Here is a 25361-nt window from a genome sequence, read left to right as displayed (position 1 = left end):
AACTCTAAGGGGACTCTTTCGGCTCGGTCCCCGTCAAGAGCTTGAGTCTCGGACGGCGCGGGTCACACGACGCACGGGGCCCCCGGCGCGGGTGCGCCGGGGGCCCTGGAAAGCTGCGACGGCGGGGTTACTTCACGGCGCCGGCGGTCAGACCGGCCACCACCTGCCGCTGGAAGATGATGTACGCCGCGAGGACCGGGAGCATCGCCATCACGAGGCCGGCGAAGAGGCCGGACCAGTCGCCCTTGTAGCCCTGGCTGACGGCCAGCTGGACGAGGCCCTGCGAGAGCACCTTGTTCTCCGGCTCGGTGTTGAGCACGGTCGGCAGCAGGTACTGGTTCCACTGACCGAGGAAGTTGAAGATGCCGACGCTGATCAGGCCCGGCCTGGCCATCGGCAGCATCACCTGGAAGAACGTCCGGGTGTGCGAGGCGCCGTCCACGAAGGCCGCTTCCGCCACCGAGGTCGGCAGGGTGCGGAAGAAGGCCGTGAGGAAGAAGACGGTGAACGGCAGCGAGTACGCGATGTAGACCAGGATCAGGCCGTGCAGCGTGTTGAGCAGGGCCATGTTCTGCATCACGTAGAAGAGCGGCACGAGCGCCAGGATGATCGGGAAGCTCATCCCTCCGATGAAGAGGAAGTAGATGAAGCGGTTGCCCGGGAACTCGAAGCGGGCCAGGACGTAGGCCGCCATCGAGCCGAAGAGGAGCGTGCCGACGAGTGAGCCGCCGACCACCAGGAGGGTGTTCAGGAAGTAGTCGCTCATGTGCGCCTCGGTCCAGGCGCGCGACCAGTTCTCGAAGTGCAGCCTGTCGGGCAGCGCCCACGGCGAGGTGAAGATCGACTTGTCGTCCTTGAAGGAGGTCATGACCGCCCAGAGCAGCGGCATGACGACCATGATCGCCCAGATGATCAGGACGCCGTGCGAGAAGACGTTCAGGGTCGCGCCCTCGGCCTTGGCGGTCCTGCGCGGCGCGGGCGCCGCCGTCCTGGTGACCGCGGGCCCGGGGCCGGCCGGGGAGCCGGGGGTCCCGACGCCGGTGGTGGCAGTGTCGGTCGTCTTCATCAGAACTCCAGCCGCTCGCGCCGGCCCAGCTTCATCACGACGGCCGCGAAGGCGAGCGTGACGATGAGGAGCGCGACACCGATGGTCGTTGCGTAGGCGGCCTGACCGTCCCGGAACGCCTTCTGGTACACGTACAGCGGAAGGACGATGGTGGAGAAGTCGGGCCCGCCGCCGTTGGGGCCGACGGTCATGATCTGCACGACGGCGAAGGACTCCGCGCCGAGCGCGAGGATGCCCATGTAGATCCAGCCCGACTGCACGGTGTCCCAGAGCAGCGGCAGGGTGATCTTGAAGAAGGTGGTGAAGCGGTTGGCGCCGTCGAGCAGGGCCGCCTCGTAGAAGTCCCTCGGAATGGACGCCATGCCGGCCGAGAAGAGGACGACGAAGAATCCGACCGTGGACCAGACGAGGACCACCATCACGCAGATGAGGGCGAGGTCCGGATCGCCGAGCCAGTCCGGCTGGATGCTGCCGAGACCGACGCCCTTCAGTACGGAATTGATGGCTCCGCTGTTCGGGTTGTACGCGAACTGGAAGAGCAGCGCGACGATCGCGATCGACAGCACCTGCGGGAAGAAATAGACGATCTTGTAGAACGAGGAACCGCGCACACCCGCGATCGCCGCTCCCCTGCGGCGCCGGCCGCCGACATTGAGCATGAAGGCGAAGAAGAGCGCGAGCCCCACGGTCACCAGCGGCAGCACCACCGCGAAGGTCAGACTGTGCTGGAGCGATTTCCAGAAGATCTCGTCGTCCAGCATTCTGCTGTAGTTGTCGAATCCGACCATCCCGAATTCGGGACTCAGTCCGGTCCAGTCCGTGAACGAGTAGTAGATGGACTGGATGAACGGCCAGATGACGAACAGCGTATAGAGCGCGAGGGGCACCGCCAGGAACCCCACGATGAAACGGTACTTGCCGTGTTGCATTCCTACCGACCCCGATCTTCCCGCGGAGACGCCCCGCTGGTGCCACGCGCTGCTGGTGCCGCGCGCCAAGGGGCCGGGGCCCGCTCCCGGTCGGCGGGAAGGGGCCCCGGCACTGCGTGTCTCAGTGCTTGTAGTGCTTGATGCTCGAGTCCTTGGCCGCTTCATCGGCGAACTTCTGGATCTTCTTGATCGTCTCGGCCGGGGTCGCGCGGCCGGCCATCATCTCGCCGAGGCCGGCGACACCGATCTTCTCCTTCTGGAGGGCGACGTACCAGTCCTGGAGGCGCGGGTTGACGACGTTCTGGCCGGCCTTCTCCAGGGCGGCGACACCGGACTTGAGGCCCGGGGTCAGGTCGATGCCGTCGGTGCCGCCGTTGAAGGCGGTCAGGGACTTCACGGACTTGGTGAAGTTCTTGGAGGAGTCCTCGCTGAGCATGATGCGCAGCTGCTCCAGACCGCCCTCCAGGTTCTTCGCCTTCGCCGGGACGATGAAGGGCTCGCCGCCGGACGCCCAGATGGTGCCGAAGGGCATCTTGTCGGAGGAGTCGATGCCGGTCGGGGCCGAGACGGCCAGGTTGAAGTCGGCCGGCATGGTCTTCGCGGCCTCGTTCTCGACCCAGGAGCCGTTCGGGATGAACAGCGCCTTGCCCTCGGTCCAGGCGGTCTGCGACTGGATGTGGTCGAGGCCGGGGGTGCCCTTGAGGATGTAGCCCTTCTTGACGAGCTCGTAGTACGCCTCGAAACAGGCCTTGACCGCGGGGTGCTCCCAGGCCTTCGGCTCCAGGTTGTCGATGGCGTCGAGGACCTCGCGGCCGCCGACCTTGCCGATCATCGGGTACAGCGAGAACGGGACGTAGTACGGGTACTTTCCGGCGTACGTCCAGCCGGCGATGCCCTTCTTCTTGGCCTTCTCGCAGACGGCCAGCATCTCGTCCCAGGTCTCGGGGTACTTCGCGTCGAGGGAGTCGAGCAGCTTCTGCGAGTACCAGACGCCGTAGACCGTGTACGCGTAGTACATGATCCACACCGGGTCGCCGTCGAACTGGCCCATCTCGACGATGCCCGGCCGCAGGGTGTCGCGGACCTTCTTGCTCGGGTCGTCGATGGACGGCGCGTCCAGGAGCGGGGTGAGGTCCGCCAGCTGCTTCTGGCCGACGAGGACGCCCATGTCCATCTGCTCGGCGCCGGAGTTGTCGATGAGGTCCGGCGGGGTGCCGCCGTTGAAGCGCGGCTGCAGCGTGGTGGTGATCTTCTGGGTCGGGGTGAACTTGACCTTCGCCTTGGGGTAATTGGTCTCATAGACCTTGATCGCGTCCTTGGCGTACTGCTGTCCGAAACCGCCGTCGAAGAGGACGAACTCCAGCCCCGCCGACTCGTTCACCCCGAGCGGGTTCTTTTCGGACTTCGTGCCCTTCTCGACCTTTTCGTTGCCACCGTCACCGCTGCTCGCGCAGGCGGACAGGAAGCCCATCGTCGGTACGGAGATCAGACCGACAGCGGCGGAACGCTTGATCAGATCGCGACGGCCGAGGCCCTCACCGTTGTGTGCGGAGGTGGATCCCATGCTCAAGTCCTCGCCTTCATTCAGGACTCAGGCGGTGTACCGGTCGCCCGTTTCTCACTCGCCACAGGCGAAGGGCCCCGCCACCGCGGTCAATTGCAGCCGGGTCGTGCACGCGTCGGGCCGTCGGCGGATTGCTCCGACTGGCTGGACGCCGACAGGTATAGTCCACTTCCCTTCACGGGAGCAAGATCGAAACCAGCTTTCCACGGCCATCTTTCCCGAGTTGAGACCTCCGGGATAAGCACGCTGGATCTGCGGCGTTTCGTCCAAGCATTCATCGCACAACACCCTTGACACGGCATCAGGGTCACCCCATCCCCCGGGCCCGCGCCGGAGATGCGCGGCGGCGCGCGGGAGGGAAGGGGCGAAAAGGGACATACGTTCAGCATTGAAACAGCTGTGTCACAAACCAGTTGCCCGGTGAAGATCCCGTGAGAAGGATCCTGGATCATAGAGGTCCCCGCCGCGCCCTGCCCTCCGGCACGGGCGCGCGGTGGAACCTGCCTTGTTCCATACGGATCTGGAGATCTACGTGGCCAACTCTTCTGGCCTGAACCGCGCGGGCCTCGTGTCCCGTGTCACGGTCGCGGCGATAACCGCCGCCCTGGTCGGCACCACGACGGCCGCCTACGCCGCCGACGCGCCGGCCACCCCCAGCGCTGTGAAGCCCTCCTCCACCGCTTCGGCCACCGCCGACGCCGGTGCCGCGGCCGCCTCGGCCGACGCCGAGCTCCGCTTCCTGAACGGCGTCTCCGGCGACACCCTCTGGTGGTACGAGCCGAACGGCTCCGGCGGCTTCGAAGCGCGCAACTACGCCACCAACACCTGGGGCAGCGTCAAGAACGCCCAGCAGGCCGACAACGACGGCGACGGCATCGCCGACGACACCTGGATCTGGTACACCTCCGGCACCATGGCCTACGGCGCCGGCGAGTCGACCTCCTCCTCGTTCACCACCGTCGGCAGCGGCTGGAACATCTACAACAAGATCGTCTCGCCGGGTCAGCTCGGCGGCGGCGCGGCCGCGGACATCATCGCCCGCGACTCGTCCGGCACCCTGTGGCTGTACCTCGGCTACGGCAACGGCAAGCTCACCAGCCGTTACAAGGTCGGCACCGGCTGGAACGCCTACAACCAGATCGCCGGCGCCGGCGACCTGAGCGGTGACGGCAAGGCCGACATCGTCGCCCGCGACAGCGGCGGCGTCCTGTGGCTGTACAAGGGCACGGGCGACTACAAGGCCCCATTCACCGGTCGCACCAAGATCGGCAGCGGCTGGGGCGGGTACAACACCCTGCTCGGCATCGGCGACCTCGACTGGGACGGCCACAGCGACCTGCTCGCCCGTGACACGTCCGGCCGGCTGTACCGCTACAGCGGCACCGGTGTGGCGAGCGCGCCGTTCAAGCCGCGCGTCCTCATCGGCTCCAGCGGCTGGAACACCTACCGCCTCATGTTCTGATCCTCGCTCCCGTCGTGAGACGGGGCGTGCGTGACGAACGAAAGGCCCCGCTCCTCTTCCGAGGAGCGGGGCCTTTGCCGTCACCCGATGCGTCAGCCGCGGATCAGGTTGCGGAGCACGTACTGCATGATGCCGCCGTTGCGGTAGTAGTCCGCCTCACCGGGGGTGTCGATGCGGACGACCGCGTCGAACTCGACACCGGTGTCGGTGGTGACCTTGACCGTGCTCGGCGTGGTGCCCTCGTTCAGCTCCGTGACGCCGGTGATGGAGAAGGTCTCCTCGCCGGTCAGGCCGAGCGAGTCGGCCGACTGGCCGGCCGGGAACTGCAGCGGGAGGACGCCCATGCCGATGAGGTTCGAGCGGTGGATGCGCTCGTACGACTCGGTGATGACGGCCTTGACGCCGAGGAGCGCGGTGCCCTTGGCGGCCCAGTCGCGGGACGAGCCGGAGCCGTACTCCTTGCCGCCCAGGATGACCAGCGGGGTGCCGGCGGCCTGGTAGTTCTGCGAGGCGTCGTAGATGAACGACACCGGGCCGTCGGCCTGGGTGAAGTCGCGGGTGTAGCCGCCCTCGGTGCCCGGCGCGATCTGGTTGCGCAGGCGGATGTTGGCGAAGGTGCCGCGGATCATGACCTCGTGGTTGCCTCGGCGCGAGCCGTAGGAGTTGAAGTCACGACGCTCCACACCGTGCTCGGTGAGGTACTTGCCGGCCGGGGTGTCGGCCTTGATGGCGCCGGCCGGGGAGATGTGGTCGGTGGTGACCGAGTCGCCCAGCTTGGCCAGGACGCGGGCGCCGGTGATGTCGGTGACCGGGGTGGTCTCCATCGTCATGCCCTCGAAGTACGGGGGCTTCCGGACGTAGGTGGACTCGGCGTCCCACTCGAAGGTGGAGCCGGTCGGGATCGACAGGGCCTGCCACTGGGCGTCGCCTGCGAAGACGTCCTCGTACGACTTCGAGAACATGTCCTCGCCGATGGCGTTGGCGACGACGTCGTTGACCTCGGCCTCCGACGGCCAGATGTCGGCCAGGTAGACGGGCTTGCCGTCCTGGTCGACGCCGAGGGCGTCCTTGGTGATGTCCACCTTCATGGAGCCCGCGATGGCGTACGCGACGACCAGCGGCGGGGAGGCCAGGTAGTTCATCTTGACGTCGGGGTTGATGCGACCCTCGAAGTTGCGGTTGCCCGAGAGCACCGAGGTCACGGCCAGGTCGTGCTCGTTGACGGCCTTGGAGACCTCCTCCGGCAGCGGGCCGGAGTTGCCGATGCAGGTGGTGCAGCCGTAGCCGACGAGGTTGAAGCCGACCTTGTCGAGGTACGGGGTGAGGCCCGCCTTGTCGAAGTAGTCGGTGACGACCTTCGAGCCCGGGGCGAGGGTGGTCTTGACCCACGGCTTGCGGGTCAGGCCCTTCTCGACGGCCTTCTTCGCGACGAGCGCGGCGGCGACCATCACGTACGGGTTCGAGGTGTTGGTGCAGGAGGTGATCGCGGCGACGGTGACGGCGCCGTGGTCGATCGTGTAGGTGGTGCCGTCGGGGGCGGTCACCTGGACCGGGTTCGACGGGACGCCACCGTTCGGGTGGTTGGCCGGGGCGTCGGAGGCCGGGAAGGACTCCAGCTCGGCCTCGTCGGCGGTGTCGACGTAGTTGAGGACGTCGCGCTTGAACTGCTCGGCGGCGTTCGCGAGGACGATGCGGTCCTGCGGGCGCTTCGGGCCGGCGATGGACGGGACGACCGTGGAGAGGTCGAGCTCCAGCTTCTCGGAGAAGTCGGGCTCGGCGGCCGGGTCGAGCCAGAGGCCCTGCTCCTTGGCGTACGCCTCGACGAGCGCGACCTGCTGCTCGGAGCGGCCGGTGAGCTTGAGGTAGTTCAGGGTCTCGCCGTCGATCGGGAAGACCGCGGCGGTGGAGCCGAACTCCGGCGACATGTTGCCGATGGTGGCGCGGTTCGCGAGGGAGGTGGCGGCGACGCCCTCACCGTAGAACTCGACGAACTTGCCGACGACGCCGTGCTTGCGCAGCATCTCGGTGATGGTCAGCACCAGGTCGGTGGCGGTGGTGCCGGTGGGCAGCTCGCCGGTCAGCTTGAAGCCGACGACGCGCGGGATGAGCATGGAGACCGGCTGGCCGAGCATCGCGGCCTCGGCCTCGATGCCGCCGACGCCCCAGCCGAGCACACCGAGGCCGTTGACCATGGTGGTGTGCGAGTCGGTGCCGACGAGGGTGTCGGGGTACGCCTGGCCGTTGCGGACCATGACCGTGCGGGCCAGGTGCTCGATGTTCACCTGGTGGACGATGCCGGTGCCCGGCGGGACGACCTTGAAGTCGTCGAACGCGGTCTGGCCCCAGCGCAGGAACTGGTAGCGCTCCTTGTTGCGGCCGTACTCCAGCTCGACGTTCTGCGCGAAGGCGTCGTTGGTGCCGAACTTGTCGGCGATGACGGAGTGGTCGATGACCATCTCGGCCGGGGACAGCGGGTTGATCTTCGCCGGGTCGCCGCCGAGGGCCGCGACGGCCTCACGCATGGTGGCGAGGTCGACGACGCAGGGCACACCGGTGAAGTCCTGCATGATCACGCGGGCGGGCGTGAACTGGATCTCCTGGCTCGGCTGAGCCTGCGAGTCCCAGTTGCCGAGGGCCCGGATGTGGTCGGCGGTGATGTTCGCGCCGTCCTCGGTGCGGAGCAGGTTCTCCAGGAGCACCTTCAGGCTGTAAGGGAGGCGCGCGGAGCCCTCGACCTTGTCCAGCTTGAAGATCTCGTACGACTCGTCGCCCACGCGCAGCGTGCTGCGGGCGTCGAAGCTGTTCGCCGACACGACAGTCTCCTTCATCAATGTGCGCGTACTACCGTCATGCTGCCGCCACGACCCCTCGCCGATCCGCTAAGGTAAGGCTAAGTTAGGTAACCCTTACTGGGCGGGCGGCGCAGTGCGCCGTAAGCAGTTATCTCGATGTCGAGATAACTCTAGTGCATCCCGCCCTTTCGGTCATGCTCGGGCGCCCGTCGATCGCCGTCAGCCGAAGACGGAGATCCGGGCGCGATGATGGCGAGGGGCGGCGATCTCGTCGAGGAGGGCCACCGCGAGGTCCACACAGGAGAGTCCGGCCGTCGCGGAGTCGGGGCGCACGGCGTCTCCGCCGCCGGGCGTGTCGAGGTTCGCGAAGAGGCCCACCACCAGGAGCCGGGATACCCGGGCCACCGCGAGGCCGCACAGGAGGGCGTCGGCGGCCTTCACGAAGAAGGCGGGGCGAGGTCCGCGAAACCCCGCTCCGGACCGCTGAACGGACTCACCGCGCGCACCGCCGCGACATGTCCGCGCGCCGCGGCGGCGACGCACTCCGGGTCCCGCACGTCGCCCCGGACCAGCCGCACCCCGTCGGCCGCCAGACGGCCGTGCTTCGCGGGGTGCCGGACCACTGCGGCGGCGCCGTACCCCCGCGACCACGCCTCGGCGGTGACCGCGCCGCCGCCCGGGCGTGGGGCGCCGAGCACCTGCCGGCACTCCTCGCGGCACGCGAGGCCCACGAGGCCCGTACCGCGTCAGGAACATAAGGGACTTACTCGTACGGATGCGCAGAAATGGCCACTCCTGCCCCAAACGTCGAGGATCGAACCATGTTCAGCGGCGCGCACGTGGTTCTGTACACCCGGGACGCGGAGGCCGATCGGGCCTTCCTCAAGGACGTCGTCGGCTTCGAGCACGTGGACGCCGGGGGCGGCTGGCTCATCTTCAGGCTGCCGCCCGCCGAGATCGCGGTGCATCCCACGACGGACGAGCCGAAGCACGAGCTCTACCTCATGTGCGAGGACCTCACCGACACCCTGACGACCCTGGAGGACCGGGGCGCGGAGATCTCACGGGCCATCACCGACCAGGGCTGGGGCCTGCTCGCCGCCGTCCGGCTGCCGAGCGGCACCGAACTCCCCCTGTACGAACCGCGTCACCCGACCGTACACACCGGTTCACCCTGATGGCCCACCCGATGTCGATCACCATCTCATATCTGAGATAACGTGACGCCATGGCAGACGACTACCTCGTACGCATCGGCAAGCTCATCCGTGACGCCCGGCAGCACCGCGGCTGGACGCAGACGCAGCTCGCCGAAGCGCTGGCCACGAGCCAGAGCGCCGTCAACCGGATCGAGCGCGGCAACCAGAACATCAGCCTTGAGATGATCGCCCGGATCGGCGAAGCCCTCGACAGCGAGATCGTGTCCCTGGGCTACGCGGGCCCCATGCACCTCCGGGTCGTCGGCCGCCGCCGCCTCTCCGGCGCCATCGACGTCAAGACGAGCAAGAACGCCTGCGTCGCGCTGCTCTGCGCCTCCCTCCTCAACAAGGGCCGCACCGTCCTGCGTCGCGTCGCCCGCATCGAGGAGGTCTTCCGGCTCCTGGAGGTCCTCAACTCCATCGGCGTCCGCACCCGCTGGGTCAACGACGGCGTGGACCTGGAGATCGTGCCGCCGGCCGAGCTCGACATGGAGTCCATCGACGCCGAGGCCGCGATCCGCACCCGCTCGATCATCATGTTCCTCGGCCCGCTGCTGCACCGCATGGACCGCTTCAAGCTGCCGTACGCCGGCGGCTGCGACCTCGGTACGCGCACGATCGAGCCGCACATGATCGCGCTGCGCCGCTTCGGCCTGGAGGTCACGGCGACCGACAACCTGTACCACGCGCAGGTCGAGCGCTCCGTCTCCCCCGGCCGCCCGATCGTCCTGACCGAGCGCGGCGACACGGTGACCGAGAACGCCCTCCTGGCGGCCGCCCGCCACGACGGCGTGACCGTCATCCGCAACGCCTCCTCCAACTACATGGTCCAGGACCTGTGCTTCTTCCTGGAGGCCCTCGGCGTCCGGGTCGACGGCATCGGCACCACGACCCTGACCGTGCACGGCGTGCCGCAGATCGACGTGGACGTCGACTACTCCCCCTCCGAGGACCCGGTCGAGGCGATGAGCCTGGTCGCCGCGGCGGTGGTGACGGAGTCCGAACTGACCATCCGCCGGGTCCCGATCGAGTTCATGGAGATCGAGCTCGCGGTCCTGGAGGAGATGGGCCTCGACCACGACCGCTCGGCGGAGTACGCGGCGGACAACGGCCGCACCCGCCTCGTCGACCTGACGGTCCGCCCCTCCAAGCTGGAGGCGCCGATCGACAAGATCCACCCGATGCCGTTCCCGGGCCTGAACATCGACAACGTCCCCTTCTTCGCGGCGATCGCGGCGACGGCCCAGGGCAAGACCCTCATCCACGACTGGGTCTACGACAACCGCGCCATCTACCTCACCGACCTCAACCGCCTCGGCGGCCGCCTCCAGCTCCTCGACCCCCACCGCGTCCTGGTGGAGGGCCCGACCCGCTGGCGCGCCGCCGAGATGATGTGCCCGCCGGCCCTGCGCCCGGCCGTGGTCGTCCTCCTCGCGATGATGGCGGCGGAGGGCACGTCGGTCCTGCGCAACGTGTACGTCATCAACCGGGGTTACGAGGACCTCGCGGAGCGCCTCAACTCGATCGGCGCCCAGATCAAGATCTTCCGGGACATCTAGGACGTCCCGTACGGCGAATCCGGGCACGACGGGGCGGTGGCGTCCGGGGCGTGGCTACGATCCCGGCGTGGATCCCAACGCCGCCGTCCCGCCGCCGTCCCCACTGCCGCCCCGGCCGGTTTCGCGGCCGTGGTGGCGGCATCCCGTACTCGTCGTGGTCGTGGTGCTCGCGGGTCTCTTGTTCGTGCTGTCCCGCTTCGGAGACGGGGGCGGAGACAGAGGCGGAGGCGGAGGCGGCTCGTCGGAGCAGAAGGCGGTGCCGCCCAAGGCGAGCGTCACCGTCTCCGCGTCCGCCCGCCCCAAGCCTTCCGGACCCCCCTCGCTCGTGGGGAAGCGGCTCAAGGACGCGAAGGAACAGGCCTCCGCCGCCGGCTTCGACGTCGTGTCGCACGATGCCTCCGACCAGGACGCCCGGCAGTGGGACGTCGGTGGCTGGAAGGTGTGTTTTCAGGGTTCGGCGGGGCAGCGGAATGGTGGGCGGCCCGTGCTCGATCTCGGGGTGGTGCGTACCGAGGCGCCTTGCCCCGCCGCCGACGGCGAGAAGATCCCCTGGCCCGCCATGCCCGCCGTCACCGGTATGACCTTCGGGCGGGCCGGTGAGGCGCTCGGGCCGATCGGGTTCCGGAAGGTCGAGCCGGAGAGTGCGTACTCCGATGTGGAGCTGCCCGGTGTCGCGGATCCGTGGAAGGTCTGCTTCCAGGATCCCGAACCGGGCAAGACGGTCGAGAATCCGCAGTTCGGGACCGTTTATCTGAAACTTGCCCCGCCCGACGCGGTGTGTCCCGAGCGGCCTTACGCCGTGCTTCACCCTTCCTGACGGAGGCCTCCTCAGGCGCCCGGCATCATTCCGCCGCCCTTCAGGCGTTCGATGTCCGAGGGGCGGACCTGGATCGCGACCAGGGCGATCACGAAGGCGGCGACGGCGAAGATGGCGGCCACGATGAAGCCCGCGGTGACGCCCGTGGTGAGGACCTGGTCGGCCCAGGGCGGCGGGAGCTGGCCGGTCTTCGCGAACTGGGCCTTCTCCAGCGGGCCCGCCTGCGCCAGGAACGCCGGGACCTGCGTTTCGGCCTCGTTGCGGCTGGCCGTGCCGAAGACCGTGACGAGGATGGAGAGGCCGAGCGAACCGCCGACCTGTTGGGTGGCGTTGAGGAGGCCGGAGGCGGCACCGGCCTCCTGGGGCTTGACGTTGGACAGCGCCATCAGCGTCAGCGACACGAACATCATGCCCATGCCGACGCTGAAGACCAGCATCGGGCCGAGGATCGAGCCGGCGTAGGTGGAGTGGACGTCGGTCCGCGTCAGCCAGGAGAGTCCGGCGGCCAGGCAGAGGGAGCCGAGCACCATGAAGGGCTTCGGGCCGTACTTCGGCAGCAGCTGGGAGGTGATTCCCGCGACGACCGCGATGACCGCGCTGATGGGCAGGAAGGCGAGTCCGGCCTTCAGCGGGCTGAAGTCGAGGACCGTCTGCACGAAGAGGGTCAGGAAGAAGAACATACCGAAGATGGAGGCCGCGAGGCAGAGCATGATGCCGTACGTGCCCGCGCGGTTGCGGTCGGCGAACATGTGCAGCGGGGTGATCGGCTGGCGCGAGCGGCGCTCCACGAAGATGAAGGTGACCAGGAGGACGATCGCCGCCGCGAAGGAGGCGATCGTGTAGGGGTCGCGCCAGCCTTCCTGGGCGGCCCTGATGAAGCCGTACACCAGCGCCACCATGCCGAGCGTCGAGGTGAGCGCGCCGGTCAGGTCGAAGTTGCCCGGGTGCCGCTCCGACTCCTTGACGTGGCGGGGTGTCAGGAAGGCGATGACCAGGGCGATGGGGACGTTCACGAAGAACACCCAGCGCCAGTTCAGCCACTCCACGAGGAGGCCGCCCATGAGCAGGCCGATGGCGCCGCCGCCCGCCGAGACTCCCGCGAACACGCCGAACGCGCGGTTGCGTTCGGGGCCTTCGTCGAAGGTGGTGGTGATGAGGGAGAGCGAGGTCGGGGAGGCGATGGCGCCGCCGACGCCCTGGAGGGCACGGGCCGCGAGGAGTTGCCAGGACTCCTGCGCGAACCCGCCGAGGAGTGAGGCCAGTCCGAAGAGCAGCACGCCGAAGATGAAGACCCGGCGACGGCCGAGGATGTCGCCCGCACGTCCGCCGAGGAGGAGCAGGCCTCCGAAGGTGAGCGTGTAGGCGTTGACGACCCAGGACAGGCTGGTGGTCGAGAAGTCCAGCGCGCTCTGGATGTGCGGGAGCGCGATGTTCACGATGGTGATGTCGAGGACGACCATCAGCTGACAGGAGGCGATCACGAACAGGGCGATGCCCTTGCCGTCTCCGTCGCGCTTGCGAGGAGCGGTCGCCGTCGGGGTCGTCGGCTTCGGTGTACTGCTACTCATGGCGCATCGCGCCCTCACCTGACGGGGCCGTGGGCCGGTCAGTCCACCTTTCGACACTAAGCCTGGTCCAGTCGGGTGACCAGTTGATCAAGCAGGTGCCGGCTCGTCCAGGACCGCGAAGCCGTCGAGCTCGACGAGGGCCTGCTCGTCCCAGAGGCGTACGACTCCGATGACGGCCATCGCCGGGTAGTCGCGGCCCGCCAATCGACGCCAGATCCGGCCCAGTTCATGGGCGTGGTCGCGGTAGCCGGGGACGTCCGTGGTGTAGACGGTGACGCGGGCGAGGTCGGCGGGGGTGCCGCCGGCGTGCCGCAGGGCGGTGAGGAGGTTACCGAGGGCGGTGGTGAACTGCTCGGTGAGCTCCTCCCCCACGACCTTGCCCTCGGTGTCGAGGGCCGTCTGCCCGGCGAGGAAGACGAGCCGGGTGCCGGTGGCGGTGACGGCGTGGGAGAAGCCGGTGGGAGGGGAGAGCTCGGCGGGGTTGTGGCGGTGCAGGGTCATGGGGTCGGCTCCTCCGTCTTCTGTTCCTCGGTCTTCTGCTCCTCAGTCTTCTATTTCTCAGTCTTCTGTTTCTCAGCCTTCTGTTTCTCCGTGTTCTGTTCCTTCGTGTCCTTCGTCCGCTGCACCTTCGCGTACAGCTCCTTCGCGATGATCGTGCGCTGCACCTCCGTCGCCCCCTCGTAGATCCGGGGTGCGCGGACCTCCCGGTAGAGGTGTTCCAGGAGGTGGCCGCGCTGGAGGGCGAGGGCGCCGTGCAGCTGGACGGCCGCGTCGACGACGTACTGGGCGGTCTCGGTGGCGAGGAGCTTGGCCATGGCGGAGCGCCGGGGGACGTCCGGGTCGCCCTCGTCGTACGCCACGGCCGCCGCGTACACGAGGAGGCGGGCGGCCTCGGTGCGGGTGGCCATCTCGGCGACGCGGTGCGAGACGGCCTGGAGGTCGGCGAGGACGCCGCCGAAGGCGGGGCGGGCGGCGGTGTGGGCGAGGGCCGCGTCGAGGGCGGCCTGGGCCATGCCGACGGCGAAGGCGCCGACGCTGGGCCGGAAGAGGTTGAGGGTGTTCATGGCGACCCGGAAGCCCCCGTCGGGTTCGCCGAGGAGGTCCTCGGGGCCGACGGGGACGCCGTCGAAGGTGAGGGTGCCGAGGGCGTGCGGGGCGAGCATGTCGAGCGGCTCCCCGCCGAGGCCGGGCCGGTCGGCGGGGACGAGGAAGGCGGTGACGCCGCGGGCTCCGGCGCCGCGGGTGGTGCGGGCGAAGACGGTGGCGAAGTCGGCCTCGGGGGCGTTGGAGATCCAGCGCTTCTCGCCGTGCAGGCGCCAGCCGCCGCGCCCGTCGGGGACGGCGTCGAGGGCGAGGGCGGCGGCGTCGGAGCCGGCGTCCGGTTCGGAGAGCGCGAAGGCGGCGACGGCCCGTCCAGCCGTGGCCTCGGGGAGCCAGCGGGCGCGCTGGGCGGGGGTGCCGAAGGCGGCGACGGGGTGGGTGCCCAGGCCCTGGAGGGCGAGGGCGGTCTCGGCCTCCGTACAGGTCCGGGCGAGGGATTCACGCAGGAGGCAGAGGTCGAGGGCGCCGGCCTCGAAGAGGCGGGCGAGGAGGCCGAGCTCGCCGAGGGCGGCGACCAGGGGGCGGTTGACCCGCCCGGGTTCGCCCTGGTCGGCGAGGGGCTTGAGGCGTTCGGCGGCGAGCGCGCTGAGCTGCGCACACCAGGTGGTCTGTGCCGGATCGAGCGAGAATGCGGGCATGTGGGCCCTCTCTGACGCCCTCGGGCGCCCTAGTCCTGACGCCTTCCGACGCCCTCGTCCCTGCGCCGTGCGGCGCCTCCGTCCGTACGCCCTCCGGCGCCCGTGCCGCGGCGCCGTGCGGCGCCTTCGTCCCGGCGCCCATGAGCACCCTTGTCGCGAACCGTTGACTGCCGTCACCAACACGATACGCTCGTCGAGCGACGGACGACCCCACCACGACAGGGGGACGGACTCATGGAGCTGACACCTTCGGCCCACCTCGACACGTTCGCCCGGGACCGGCTGCCCCCGCCCGGCCTCTGGCCCCGTCTCGTCTTCGACCTCCCCGAGCTGGTCTACCCCGATCGGCTCAACTGCGGCACCGAACTCCTCGACCGCACGGTGGAACGGTTCGGCGCCGACCGGCCCGCCTTCCACGACGGCGAGGGCAACGTCTGGAGCTACGGGGAGCTCCGCGACCGGGTGGACCGCATCGCCCACGTCCTCACCACCGACCTGGGGGTCCTGCCCGGCAACCGGGTCCTCCTGCGCGGCACCACCACCCCCTGGCTGGCCGCCTGCTGGCTCGCCGTGATGAAGGCCGGCGGCGTCGCCGTCACCGTTCTGGCCCAGCAGCGCGCCCCCGAGCTGGCCGTGATGGCCGAGGTCGCCCGGTGCACCCACGCGCTCTGCGACGCCCATGCGCTCGACGAGCTCCTCGCGGCCCGGATACCCGGGCTCCGGATCACCCCCTTCGGCGGGGACGGACCGGACGACCTCCTCGCCCTCGCCGAACGCCACCCCGGCCCGTACGAGGCGGTGGCGACCGCCGCCGACGACGTGGCCCTGATCGCCTTCACCTCCGGCACGACCGGGCAGCCCAAGGGCTGCGTCCACTTCCACCGGGACGTCCTGGCCGTCGCCGACACCTTCTCCGCGCGCGTCCTGCGCCCCCTGCCCGACGACGTCTTCGCCGGCTCGCCGCCGCTCGCGTTCACCTTCGGCCTCGGCGGGCTCGTCGTCTTCCCCCTGCGGGCCGGGGCGAGCGCGGTCCTCCTCGAACAGGCCGGGCCCAAGCAGCTGCTCGCGGCGATCGAGCGGCACCGGGTGACGGTGCTGTTCACCGCCCCGACGGCCTACCGGGTCATGCTCGACGAGCTGACCCAGGGCACCGCCCCCGAGGTGGCCTCGCTGCGCCGCTGCGTCTCGGCCGGCGAGAACCTGCCGGAGGCGACCTGGAAGGCCTGGTACGCGCGGACCGGTCTGCGCCTGATCAACGGCATCGGCGCGACCGAGCTGCTGCACATCTTCATATCCGCCGCCGACGGCGACATCCGCCCCGGCACCACAGGGCGTCCGGTGCCCGGCTGGCAGGCCCGGATCGTCGACCGCGAGGGCAGAGCCGTCCCCGACGGCGAGGAGGGACTGCTCGCGGTGCGCGGCCCGGTCGGCTGCCGCTATCTGGCCGACCCGCGCCAGGAGGAGTACGTACGGGACGGCTGGAACGTCACGGGCGACACCTACGTCCGCGAACCCGACGGCTGGTTCCGCTACGTCTCACGGGCCGACGACATGATCATCTCGGCCGGGTACAACATCGCCGGACCCCAGGTCGAGGAGGTCCTCCTCGACCACCCCGACGTCGTGGAGACGGCCGTCGTGGGCCGCCCGGACGAGCTGCGCGGCCAGGTCGTCGTGGCGTACACCGTGGTACGGGACGGGGTGCCGCGCGACGCGAGCACCGCCGCCGCGCTGCGGGCCTTCGTCCGCGCCCGCATCGCCCCGTACAAGTCGCCCCGGGAGATCGTCTTCCTCGACGCCCTGCCCCGCACCGCGACGGGCAAGCTCCAGCGCTTCCTGCTGCGGGACCCCGCCTGATCTGCGTACGGCCTAAAGTGATCACGTGGCCGAGCAGCACACTCCCCGATCCCTGATCGTCTCCTTCTACGGCGCGTACGGTCGTGCGCCCGACGAGTCGCCGGTGCCGGTGGCCGCGCTCATCCGGCTGCTCGGCGTGCTCGGCGTCGACGCGCCCTCGGTGCGCTCCTCGGTGTCGCGGCTCAAGCGGCGCGGGCTGCTGCTGCCGGGCCGGACGGCGGACGGCGCCGCCGGGTACGCCCTCTCGGAGGACGCCCGCCGGCTCCTGGACGACGGCGACCGCCGGATCTACGCCCGTACGGAGCCGAAGCTGTCCGAGGGCTGGGTCCTCGCCGTCTTCTCGGTGCCGGAGGCCGAGCGGCACAAGCGGCACCTGCTGCGGTCCCGGCTCGCCCGGCTCGGTTTCGGCACGGCGGCGCCGGGCGTCTGGATCGCGCCGGCCCGGCTGTACGAGGAGACCCGGAACGCCCTGGAGCGCCTTGAGCTCTCCCCGTACGTGGACCTCTTCCGCGGCGACCACCTGGGGTACACGGCGACGGCCGAGGCGGTGGCCCGCTGGTGGGACCTGCCGGCGATCGCCGGGCTCCACGAGGAGTTCCTGGCCGCCCACGAACCGGTTCTGCGGGCCTGGCGGACGGCCCCGGCGGGCGCCGAGGACGCCTACCGGGACTACCTCCTCGCCCTGGACTCCTGGCGCCGACTCCCCTACGCGGACCCGGTGCTCCCGGCGGAGCTCCTGCCGGACGACTGGCCGGGCCGCCGCTCGGCGGAGGTCTTCACGGCCCTGCACGAACTGCTGCGGGACCGGGGCGCGGAGTACGTCCGGCCGTTCCTCTCAGAGGACACCCCCTAGGTCACCGCACGCGGCGGGCTTCGACCTCCTGGTCGAGCCGCCAGGTGCGGCCGCCGTCGGTGGACCGTTCGTTGCGCCAGTGGAAGGTGTCGGCGGTGATGTCGGCGAAGGTCCAGCGGACCAGGTCGCCGCCGACCGCGCGCTCCATGACGATCTCGTCGCCGATCCGGCGGGCGTACATCTGCACCACGTCGCCGCGGGCGGTGCCGTGGAAGGTGAACCGCCACAGCTGGAGGCGCGGATCCCAGATCCGTACGCACAGACCGCACTCCTGGTCGGCGGCGCGCCCCTCGGCGGGGAGCTCCTCGCGCCCGGGCCACTGCCAGACGTCCACGACCGCCCTGCCCTCCAGGGCGTAGCCGAACTCCCAGGCGCCGTCGACGTGGCGGGCCGGTGAGCCGTCGGCGGGGTGGTACGTGATCAGGGTCGCCCACTGTCCGGCCAGGCGTCCGAACTGCTCCATCTCGGTCGGGTACAGGGGGCTGGGGCCGTCGGCGAGCAGGGTCTTCATGCGTGGGCCTCCACGGTCGCGAGCGGGGTCAGGGCGTGGGTGAGGCAGTCGACGACGGGGGCGGCGTACGCACCGTCCGGGTCGAGTTCCGGGTCGTAGATCGCGACGTCGAGCCCGGCCACCCGGCCGGTGGCCGTCAGGGTCGAGACGAGCTCGGACAGCTGGGGGAAGTCCAGGCCGGGGCGGCCCGGGGAGTCCACCGCGGGCAGGACGCGCTCGTCGAGCACGTCGAGGTCGAGGTGGAGCCAGACGCGGTCGAGCCCGCGCTCCTCCAGGCGGCGGACGACCCGCTCGCCCAGTTCGGCCACGCCGATCCGCTGGATCTCCCGGGCGGTGAACCGGGTGACCGGGGGTGTGGCCGGGGGGTTCTCCTCGCCCTCCTCCCGGTCGCCGATCTGGACCACGTCCTCGTCGGCGACCAGCGGCCGGCCGATCTCGGGCCAGTGGGTGAGCAGCAGTTCGCCCCGGCCGGTGGCCAGGGCCAGGTCCATTCCGGCGGCCGAGCCGAGGAGCGCACCGGCGTCGTGGTTGCCGGGGTGCCGGAAGTCGCTGTGTCCGTCGAGGTGGACCAGTCCGCAGCGTCCGTGGCGCCGGGCGCCGAGCAGGCAGCCGAGCAGGATGCTGCAGTCGCCGCCCAGGACGACCGGGAACCGGGAGGCGGCGAGCGCGGCGTGGACCGCCTCGCCGAGCAGCAGCGTGTGCTCGCGGAGGGTGACCCCGTTGCGGATGCGGGTCGCCGGCTGCGCGTCGAACTCGTACGGCGGACGGTCGAGCTCCACCACCCGGGCCGGCCGCAGGCGTTCCCCGAGGCCCGCCGAGAGGAGTGCTCGCGGGGTCCGCCAGGTTCCTGGCTCGCGCCCCGGGGCGGGCGGTCGCAGGCCGAGGTTCCAGGGGGCCGTGATGAGCTCGACGGTGGCGGCGGCCATGGGCTTCTCCTATTCATCCGGTCCATCCGGTCCATCCGGTCCATCCGGTCCATCCGGGATGCTGTTCCAACCGGATAACATCCGTACACTGGTTGGATCGAAGAAGGCAAGAAGGCAAGCGTGAAAGGCGGTCAGGCGTGACGGCGACCATCCGGCCCCACACCTTCAGGCCCCGCGACCTGGTCGGCGGGCACGTCGTCATCGACCTCGTGAACACGGTGACGGCGCGCGACGCGGAGTCCGTCGACTGGCTCGACGGCTATCCGCGCCTGCTGGAATGGGCCGCCCTCACCGGCCACTTCGCCCCCGCCGACCTCACCGCCCTGCGACGGCTCGCCGAGTCCGAGCCCGACGGGGCCGAGCGGGCGCTGGCCCGCACCCGCGAGCTGCGCGAGGCCCTGCACGACCTGCTCACAGCACTGATCCGCCAGGACGCCCCGGCTCCGGCGGAGGCGGTCGAGCGGGTGGAGACCCACTGGAAGCACGCGGTCGCCCGTGCGCGCCTCACCTTCCACGGGACCGCGCCGGAGCTCCGGGCCGACGTCGGGACCTCGGGGCTCGACCACCTCCACCACGAACTCGCCCTGCGGGCCTTCGACCTGCTGCGGGAGCTGCCGCTGGAACGCACCCGCGTCTGCCCCGGCATGCGGTGCGGCTGGGTGTTCCTCGACAGCTCCCGGGGCGGCCGCCGCCGCTGGTGCTCCATGGCCACCTGCGGCAACTCCGCCAAGGGCCGGACCCACTACCGGCGCAAGCAGGCGGACGACGCGGGTCCGGGCCCGCAGTAGAGAAACGGCGGCCGCTCCCTCAGCCGCGCGCGTACGCGCGGGCGGTGGCCGCCGCCTTCTCCGCGGCCTCGGCGATCACGGAAGCGGCCCGGGCCGCGCGTTCGGTCGCGTGCCAGTCCTGGATGAGCTGGACGGCGGGGCCGGGGGGAAACACGCCGAGCTGCCCGGCCAGGGCGAGGTCGTCGCGGACCGCCTCGTGCCGGACGACCTTGCCGTCCCGCAGGTGCAGGAGGTGGACCTGCTCGGAGTCGATCTCGGCCCCGGTGGGCGGGATCGCCTGGAGGAGCATGCCGTCCCGGTAGTGGACGAAGGGGCCGGTGTGCCGGCCCCGCATGTGCAGCCGTATCCACACCCGGTCGCCGTCGCGGACCAGGTCGGTGACGGGGAAGCTCAGGTCGGTGAAGGCGGCGCGCAGCCAGGCGCCCGAGGCCAGCGCGCCCGCCGGCCCGGGGAGCGAGCAGGCGGCGGGCGAGACGACCGCCTCGCGGTTGGTGAAGTCCTTGTGCACGACCTCCGCGGCCAGCGCCGCGTCTCCGGTCGCCAGGACCGTGAAGAGTCCGCGGGCCGCGTCCTCGGGTGACATTCCCATCGGTTCGGTTCCTCTCGCGCAGGGGGCGGTGCTCCGCCCTGACCGATATTCAGGTTACACACCACCTATTGAATAGGTCGAGCACTTCCTCGACTAGGCTGACCCCATGCCGACCACACGCAAGTACGTCTCGCCCCGGCGGGAGCAGGCCGCCGCCCAGACGCGCGCGGAGATCCTCCGGTCGGCGACCCGGCTGTTCGCCGAACGCGGCTACGGGCGGGTGACCGTCGCGGACATCGCGGCCGGGGCGGGCGTCTCGGCGAAGGCCGTCTTCGCGAGCGCCGGGAGCAAGAGCGACATCCTCAACGAGATCGTCGACACGGCCGTACGGGCCTCCGGCTACGAGCAGGCGATCGACGCCGTACTCGCCGAACGGGACCCGGAGGCGGCCCTCGGGGCCCTGGCCCGCGGCACCCGGGCGGGGAACGAGGGCATGTTCGCCGTGCACGAGGCGATCCACAAGGCGCTGCCCTCGCACGAGGACGGCGAGGCGCTGTGGGAGCGCGCCACCGCCGACTACCGCGCCGCCCTCCGCACCGCCGCGCACCATCTGCACACCCTGGCGCCGGCCCCCCGCCCCGAGGAGGAGACGGCGGACCTCCTGTGGTTCTGGTTCGGACCGGGCGGCTGGCGCACCCTGGTCGCCGAGAACGGCTGGCCCTGGGACCGCGCCGAAGCCTTCCTCCTCCGCACCGCGCTCGCCACCCTGCGGACGCCCTGAGGTTCCTGAAGAGGGATCAGTTCCGTACGGCGAGCGCCCGCAGCAGGCAGGCCAGGCCCGCCGTGCCGAGGACCGCGCGGACCAGGTTCCACGCCACCCACGGGGTCTCGAAGGCGGCGCGGGCGGCGGTCGGGTCCTGGGTCGCCGCGAGGGCGTCGTTGAGGGGGACGTTCGCCGCCGAGGTGACCACGAGGACCGCCAGGCCGAGGACGAACGCGGCGAGCGTCCAGACCCGCGCCCGGCCGGCGCGGTGCTGCCAGGCGGCCACCGCCGTGAGGACCGGCACCCCGAAGAACGGGGTGAAGAACACCGGGTTCTGGATCACGTCGTTGATGTTCCGCATCACCTCGACGTAGACCCGGTCGTCGCTGCGCGCCAGCGCCGGCATCACCGAGCAGACGTACGCGAACCACACCCCCGCGAGCAGTCCGCTCGCCGCCGTCGCCGTGCCGAGGACCGCCCCGGCACCCTTTCCACCCCTGTTTTCCGTCATGCCCTCATTCAAGGGCGGGGGCTGTGCGCGGACCATGGTTCCGCGTCGCACCCGCATGCGCGAGCGTCCACGTACGGGAGTTACTCCCGGCGGCCGGTGGGCGGGCGGCGGCTGCCCGCGCGGTACGGGGCGGGCCAGGGGGCGGCCGGGCCCTGGTACTCCTGCTCGGCCGCCGCGTGCAGGGTCCAGTGCGGGTCGTAGAGGTGCGGGCGTGCGAGGGCGCAGAGGTCGGCGCGGCCCGCCAGGAGCAGGGAGTTGACGTCGTCCCAGGAGGAGATCGCGCCGACCGCGATCACCGGGACGCCGAGTTCGTTGCGGATGCGGTCGGCGTACGGGGTCTGGTAGGAGCGGCCGTAGGCGGGCTCCTCGTCGGGGACGACCTGGCCGGTGGAGACGTCGATGGCGTCGGCGCCGTGGTCCGTGAAGGCGCGGGCGATCCCGACGGCGTCCTCGGCGGTCGTGCCGCCCTCGGCCCAGTCGGTGGCGGAGATCCGGACGGTCATGGGGCGGTCGGCCGGCCAGGCCTCCCGTACCGCGTCGAAGACTTCGAGGGGGTAGCGCAGTCGGGCCGTGAGGTCGCCGCCGTAGACGTCGGTGCGGTGGTTGGTGAGCGGGGAGAGGAAGGAGGAGAGGAGGTAGCCGTGGGCGCAGTGGAGTTCGAGGAGGTCGAAGCCGCTGCGGGCGGCGCGGCGGGCGGCGGCGGCGAACTGCTCGCGTACGGCGGTGAGTCCGGCGCGGTCGAGGGCGGCCGGGGTCTGGTTGACGCCGGTCCGGTACGGGAGGGGCGAGGCGGCGACGAGGGGCCAGTTGCCCTCGGGGAGCGGCTGGTCGATGCCCTCCCACATGCGGCGGGTGGAGCCCTTGCGGCCGGAGTGGCCGAGCTGGACGCCGAGCGCGGTGCCGGGCGACTGTGCGTGGACGAAGTCGGCGATGCGACTCCAGGCGGCGGCCTGTTCGTCGGTCCAGAGGCCGGTGCAGCCGGGGGTGATGCGGCCCTCGGGGCTCACGCAGACCATCTCGGTCATGACGAGTCCGGCGCCGCCGAGGGCCCTGGAGCCGAGGTGGACGAGGTGGAAGTCGCCGGGGACGCCGTCCTCGGCGACGTACAGGTCCATGGGCGAGACGACGACCCTGTTGCGGAGGGTCAGTCCGCCCAGCTCGAAGGGCGTGAACATGGGCGGGGTGCCGGGCGGGCAGCCGAAGTCCTCCTCGACGGCGGCGGTGAAGGCCGGGTCGCGCAGCTTCAGGTTGGCGTGGGTGACGCGGCGGCTGCGGGTGAGCAGGTCGAAGGCGAAGCGGCGGGGCGGCCGGTCGACGTGCCCGGCGAGCTCCTCGAACCAGCGCAGGCTGGCGCCGGCCGCGCGCTGGGTGGACTCGACGACGGGACGGCGCTCGGTCTCGTACGCGGCCAGGGCCTCGTCGAGGTCCGAGTGGGCGGCGACGGCCGCGGCGAGGGCGACGGCGTCCTCGACGGCCAGTTTGGTGCCGGAGCCGATGGAGAAGTGCGCGGTGTGGGCGGCGTCGCCGATGAGGACGGTGTTGCCGTACGACCAGTGCTGGTTGGCGACGGTACGGAAGGCGGTCCAGGCGGAGTTGTTCGAGCGGAGCTCCCGGCCGCCGAGCGCCTCGGCGAAGACCTTGGCGCAGCGGGCGGCGGACTCGGCCTCGTCGAGCTCGTGGAAGCCGGCGGCCCGCCAGACCTCCTCGCGCATCTCGACGATGACGGTGGAGGAGTCGGTGGAGTACGGGTAGGCGTGGAGCTGCATCACGCCGTACTCGGTCTCGGCGATCTCGAAGCGGAAGGCCTCGAAGGGGAAGTCGGCGGCCAGCCAGATGTAGCGGCAGCGGTGGCTGGTGATCCGGGGGCGGAAGTGCTCGGCGTGCGTCTCGCGGGTGTGGCTGTGGACGCCGTCGGCGGCGATCACCAGGTCGTGGTCGGCGGCGAGGACGGCGGCGGGCGGGGCCTCGGTGCGGAACCGGAGCCGTACGCCGAGCTCAGCGCAGCGGGCGTGCAGGATCTCCAGGAGCCGGCGGCGGCCGAGGGCGGCGAAGCCGTGGCCGGTGGAGGTGGTGCGGTGGCCGCGGTGGACGACGTCGATGTCGTCCCAGCGGACGAGCTCGCGGCGGAGCGCCTCGTACACGACGGGGTCGGCGTCCCGGATGCCGCCGAGGGTCTCGTCGGAGAGGACGACGCCGAAACCGAAGGTGTCGGAGGGGGCGTTCCGCTCCCAGACGGTGACCTCGCGGGACGGGTCCTGGCGGAGGAGGAGCGCGGCGGCGTAGAGCCCGCCGGGACCGCCGCCTATGACGGCGACGCTGCGGGGGCCCCTTCCGCCGCCGGCCCCGGGGGCCTCGCCCGGCACCGTCAGCACCCCCGCCATTTCGGGGCGCGTTTCTCCGTGAAGGCGGCGTGGAACTCGGCGTAGTCCTCGCCGTTCATCAGGAGTGCCTGGGTGGCCGCGTCCAGTTCGACCGCGGCGGCGAGCGGCATGTCGAGCTCGGCGGTCAGCAGGGCCTTGGTCTGGGCGAGGGCCAGGGCCGGGCCGTCCGCGAGGCGGCGGGCGAGGGCGGCGGCCCGCTCCCCCGCCGCACCCTCCTCGGTGAGCTCGCTGAGGAGGCCGATGCGCTCGGCCTCGGCCGCGTGGACGGGCTCCCCCAGCATGAGGAGGCGGGTGGCGTGGCCGAGTCCGACGACCCGGGGCAGCAGATAGGCGGCGCCCATGTCTCCGCCGGAGAGGCCGACCCGGGTGAAGAGGAAGGAGAAGCGGGTGGTGGGGTCGGCGATCCGGAAGTCGGCGGCGAGGGCGAGGACGGCCCCGGCGCCGGCGGCGACGCCGTGGAGGGCGGCGACGACGGGGAAGGGGCACTCGCGAAGGGCCCGGACGACCTGGCCGGTCATCCGGTTGAAGTCGAGGAGCCGGGCGGTGTCGAGGGCGAGGGTGGCGCCGATGATCTCGTCGACGTCGCCGCCCGAGCAGAAGCCGCGGCCCTCGCCGCCGAGGACGAGGGCGCGGACGGCGCGCTCGCGGGAGAGCTCGGCGAGGAGGTCGCGCAGATCGGCGTAGGCGCCGAAGGTGAGGGCGTTGAGTTTCGCGGGGCGGGCCAGGGTGACGGTGGCGACGCCCTGGTCGATGTCCAGGCGCAGGTGCTGCCAGCGTGACGTGCGGGGCGCGGAGCCGGTAAAGGGGCTCATTCGAGGGGCCTCCTTCCTCCGCACGGAGGGTATCACCGTAGTGTGACTGTCGTCACGAGTACGCGATAAGGGTGGCCCCAAGGTCCCGGAAGGCCGATGACCGAAGTCCCTACCGGGAAGGCGGGGGTGCCCTGGGAAGCGGATTTTGCACCCCGTAAGGTTGAAACCAGGACGTCTCGGGATGCCCCCACCCCACTCACCCGCCCGCCCGCCCTCGGTGAAGGGAGCCTGCCCCCCATGCCCGAAGCCACCGGATCCGCGGCCGTAAGCTCCGGAATCGACACCACCGGACCCGCCACCTCCTGGCGCATCCGCCTGCCCCACACCACGGCCGCCGTGCCGATCGCCCGCGCCCTGGTCCGTACCGCGCTCACCGACATCGACCCCGGGGCCGCCGGCCGCCCCGACAGCGAGACGGCGGAGCTGCTCACCGCCGAGCTCGTCGCCAACGCCGTCGAGCACACCACCGGCGCGGGCCCCATCGAGCTGGTCGTCGAGCTGCTCTCGGCGCCCGGCGGCTGCCAGATCGAGGTGCACGACTCCCAGCCCGCCCGCCCCGGTGAGCTGGTCTGCCCGGACCCGGAGGTGGGGGTCGACCCCTGGCAGGAGCACGGCCGCGGCCTTTTCCTGATCCGGGCGCTCAGCAGCGACTGCGGTCACCGCCCCACCGCGCACGGCAAGGCGGTCTGGTTCACGCTCCCGGGGATACCGGCCCAGCGGCGCCACCCGTAAAGC

The 25361-nt window shown here is 71.0% G+C and carries 24 protein-coding genes; 9 read left to right on the top strand and 15 right to left on the bottom strand.

Annotated features, from left to right (window positions below; translation table 11 throughout):
* Positions 1-127: 127 nt before the first annotated feature.
* The 3 genes from SVTN_RS29110 to ngcE all read right to left on the bottom strand — a co-directional run bounded on the left by SVTN_RS29110 (position 128) and on the right by ngcE (position 3559).
* Positions 128-1066: a carbohydrate ABC transporter permease gene (locus tag SVTN_RS29110; RefSeq protein WP_041131759.1), complete on the bottom strand. Its 939-nt coding sequence runs from the start codon at positions 1064-1066 to the stop codon at positions 128-130.
* Positions 1066-1995, bottom strand: a complete 930-nt coding sequence (locus SVTN_RS29105) for a carbohydrate ABC transporter permease (protein WP_041131758.1) — start codon at positions 1993-1995, stop codon at positions 1066-1068. The genes SVTN_RS29110 and SVTN_RS29105 overlap by 1 nt, the downstream gene beginning before the upstream one ends.
* A gap of 121 nt (positions 1996-2116) precedes the next feature.
* A complete protein-coding gene (gene ngcE / locus SVTN_RS29100; RefSeq protein WP_041131757.1) occupies positions 2117-3559 on the bottom strand; it encodes an N-acetylglucosamine/diacetylchitobiose ABC transporter substrate-binding protein in 1443 nt (480 codons plus the stop codon).
* Between the two features lie 505 nt (positions 3560-4064).
* Here ngcE and SVTN_RS29095 point away from each other — a divergent pair.
* A complete protein-coding gene (locus SVTN_RS29095) occupies positions 4065-5021 on the top strand; it encodes an FG-GAP repeat domain-containing protein (protein ID WP_245727671.1) in 957 nt (318 codons plus the stop codon).
* A 92-nt stretch (positions 5022-5113) separates the two neighbouring features.
* Here SVTN_RS29095 and acnA read toward each other — a convergent pair whose 3' ends face one another.
* The 3 genes from acnA to SVTN_RS45145 all read right to left on the bottom strand — a co-directional run bounded on the left by acnA (position 5114) and on the right by SVTN_RS45145 (position 8511).
* Positions 5114-7849 (bottom strand): aconitate hydratase AcnA, encoded by a 2736-nt coding sequence (acnA, locus tag SVTN_RS29090; RefSeq protein WP_174518298.1) that lies wholly within the window; start codon positions 7847-7849, stop codon positions 5114-5116.
* Positions 7850-8032: 183 nt separating this feature from the next.
* Positions 8033-8254: a hypothetical protein gene (locus SVTN_RS45150; protein ID WP_052499353.1), complete on the bottom strand. Its 222-nt coding sequence runs from the start codon at positions 8252-8254 to the stop codon at positions 8033-8035.
* Positions 8251-8511: an NAD(P)H-binding protein gene (locus SVTN_RS45145; RefSeq protein WP_052499352.1), complete on the bottom strand. Its 261-nt coding sequence runs from the start codon at positions 8509-8511 to the stop codon at positions 8251-8253. Before SVTN_RS45145 ends, SVTN_RS45150 begins: the two co-directional genes overlap by 4 nt.
* A gap of 123 nt (positions 8512-8634) precedes the next feature.
* On the opposite strand from SVTN_RS45145, the gene SVTN_RS29080 reads away from it, so the two are divergent.
* The 3 genes from SVTN_RS29080 to SVTN_RS29070 all read left to right on the top strand — a co-directional run bounded on the left by SVTN_RS29080 (position 8635) and on the right by SVTN_RS29070 (position 11388).
* Complete coding sequence (locus tag SVTN_RS29080; RefSeq protein ID WP_041131755.1) at positions 8635-8991, top strand: VOC family protein; 357 nt, start codon at positions 8635-8637, stop codon at positions 8989-8991.
* 50 nt (positions 8992-9041) lie between these two features.
* Positions 9042-10571, top strand: coding sequence for a helix-turn-helix domain-containing protein (locus tag SVTN_RS29075; RefSeq protein WP_041131754.1), 1530 nt, complete (start codon positions 9042-9044; stop codon positions 10569-10571).
* A 154-nt stretch (positions 10572-10725) separates the two neighbouring features.
* Complete coding sequence (locus SVTN_RS29070) at positions 10726-11388, top strand: PASTA domain-containing protein (protein ID WP_041131753.1); 663 nt, start codon at positions 10726-10728, stop codon at positions 11386-11388.
* An 11-nt stretch (positions 11389-11399) separates the two neighbouring features.
* On the opposite strand, the gene SVTN_RS29065 is transcribed toward SVTN_RS29070, so the two are convergent.
* The 3 genes from SVTN_RS29065 to SVTN_RS29055 all read right to left on the bottom strand — a co-directional run bounded on the left by SVTN_RS29065 (position 11400) and on the right by SVTN_RS29055 (position 14695).
* Complete coding sequence (locus SVTN_RS29065; protein ID WP_041131752.1) at positions 11400-12956, bottom strand: MFS transporter; 1557 nt, start codon at positions 12954-12956, stop codon at positions 11400-11402.
* An 87-nt stretch (positions 12957-13043) separates the two neighbouring features.
* Positions 13044-13457 carry a RidA family protein gene (locus tag SVTN_RS29060; protein WP_041131751.1) on the bottom strand — a complete coding sequence of 138 codons (414 nt, stop codon included), beginning with the start codon at positions 13455-13457 and terminating at the stop codon, positions 13044-13046.
* Positions 13458-13507: 50 nt separating this feature from the next.
* A complete protein-coding gene (locus SVTN_RS29055) occupies positions 13508-14695 on the bottom strand; it encodes an acyl-CoA dehydrogenase family protein (RefSeq protein ID WP_041131750.1) in 1188 nt (395 codons plus the stop codon).
* A 234-nt stretch (positions 14696-14929) separates the two neighbouring features.
* On the opposite strand from SVTN_RS29055, the gene SVTN_RS29050 reads away from it, so the two are divergent.
* Both SVTN_RS29050 and SVTN_RS29045 read left to right on the top strand, forming a co-directional pair.
* Entirely contained in the window at positions 14930-16552 is a 1623-nt protein-coding gene (locus SVTN_RS29050) for an AMP-binding protein (protein ID WP_041131749.1), read from the top strand.
* 25 nt (positions 16553-16577) lie between these two features.
* The gene (locus SVTN_RS29045) at positions 16578-17405 is read left to right on the top strand and encodes a PaaX family transcriptional regulator (RefSeq protein ID WP_041131748.1); all 828 of its coding nucleotides are present in this window, start codon (positions 16578-16580) and stop codon (positions 17403-17405) included.
* 1 nt (position 17406) lies between these two features.
* Here SVTN_RS29045 and SVTN_RS29040 read toward each other — a convergent pair whose 3' ends face one another.
* Both SVTN_RS29040 and SVTN_RS29035 read right to left on the bottom strand, forming a co-directional pair.
* Complete coding sequence (locus tag SVTN_RS29040; RefSeq protein WP_052499351.1) at positions 17407-17916, bottom strand: hypothetical protein; 510 nt, start codon at positions 17914-17916, stop codon at positions 17407-17409.
* On the bottom strand, positions 17913-18842 hold the full coding sequence (locus SVTN_RS29035) for an arginase family protein (RefSeq protein ID WP_041131747.1): 930 nt from the start codon (positions 18840-18842) through the stop codon (positions 17913-17915). The genes SVTN_RS29040 and SVTN_RS29035 overlap by 4 nt, the downstream gene beginning before the upstream one ends.
* A 137-nt stretch (positions 18843-18979) precedes the next feature.
* Between SVTN_RS29035 and SVTN_RS29030 the strand changes: the two genes are divergently transcribed.
* Positions 18980-19630, top strand: a complete 651-nt coding sequence (locus tag SVTN_RS29030) for a CGNR zinc finger domain-containing protein (RefSeq protein WP_041131746.1) — start codon at positions 18980-18982, stop codon at positions 19628-19630.
* Positions 19631-19649: 19 nt separating this feature from the next.
* Here the strand turns inward: SVTN_RS29030 and SVTN_RS29025 are convergent, their stop codons facing one another.
* Positions 19650-20219, bottom strand: coding sequence for an ester cyclase (locus SVTN_RS29025; protein WP_041131745.1), 570 nt, complete (start codon positions 20217-20219; stop codon positions 19650-19652).
* A gap of 106 nt (positions 20220-20325) precedes the next feature.
* Here SVTN_RS29025 and SVTN_RS29020 point away from each other — a divergent pair, with 106 nt between their 5' ends.
* A complete protein-coding gene (locus tag SVTN_RS29020) occupies positions 20326-20940 on the top strand; it encodes a TetR/AcrR family transcriptional regulator (protein ID WP_041131744.1) in 615 nt (204 codons plus the stop codon).
* Between the two features lie 16 nt (positions 20941-20956).
* Here the strand turns inward: SVTN_RS29020 and SVTN_RS29015 are convergent, their stop codons facing one another.
* From SVTN_RS29015 to SVTN_RS29005, 3 genes are all read right to left on the bottom strand, one after another.
* Entirely contained in the window at positions 20957-21433 is a 477-nt protein-coding gene (locus tag SVTN_RS29015) for an anthrone oxygenase family protein (protein ID WP_041131743.1), read from the bottom strand.
* 80 nt (positions 21434-21513) lie between these two features.
* Complete coding sequence (locus SVTN_RS29010) at positions 21514-23814, bottom strand: bifunctional salicylyl-CoA 5-hydroxylase/oxidoreductase (RefSeq protein WP_041131742.1); 2301 nt, start codon at positions 23812-23814, stop codon at positions 21514-21516.
* Complete coding sequence (locus SVTN_RS29005) at positions 23799-24626, bottom strand: enoyl-CoA hydratase family protein (RefSeq protein ID WP_041131741.1); 828 nt, start codon at positions 24624-24626, stop codon at positions 23799-23801. Before SVTN_RS29005 ends, SVTN_RS29010 begins: the two co-directional genes overlap by 16 nt.
* Before the next feature lie 237 nt (positions 24627-24863).
* Between SVTN_RS29005 and SVTN_RS29000 the strand changes: the two genes are divergently transcribed.
* Positions 24864-25358 carry an ATP-binding protein gene (locus SVTN_RS29000; protein ID WP_052499350.1) on the top strand — a complete coding sequence of 165 codons (495 nt, stop codon included), beginning with the start codon at positions 24864-24866 and terminating at the stop codon, positions 25356-25358.
* The last annotated feature ends 3 nt before the right edge of the window (positions 25359-25361 follow it).

Origin of the sequence: Streptomyces vietnamensis (genome assembly GCF_000830005.1) — a bacterium.
Classification (GTDB): domain Bacteria; phylum Actinomycetota; class Actinomycetes; order Streptomycetales; family Streptomycetaceae; genus Streptomyces; species Streptomyces vietnamensis.
The sequence above is the reverse complement of the archived record's forward strand: the minus strand, read 5'-3'. Positions and strand labels throughout refer to the sequence as shown.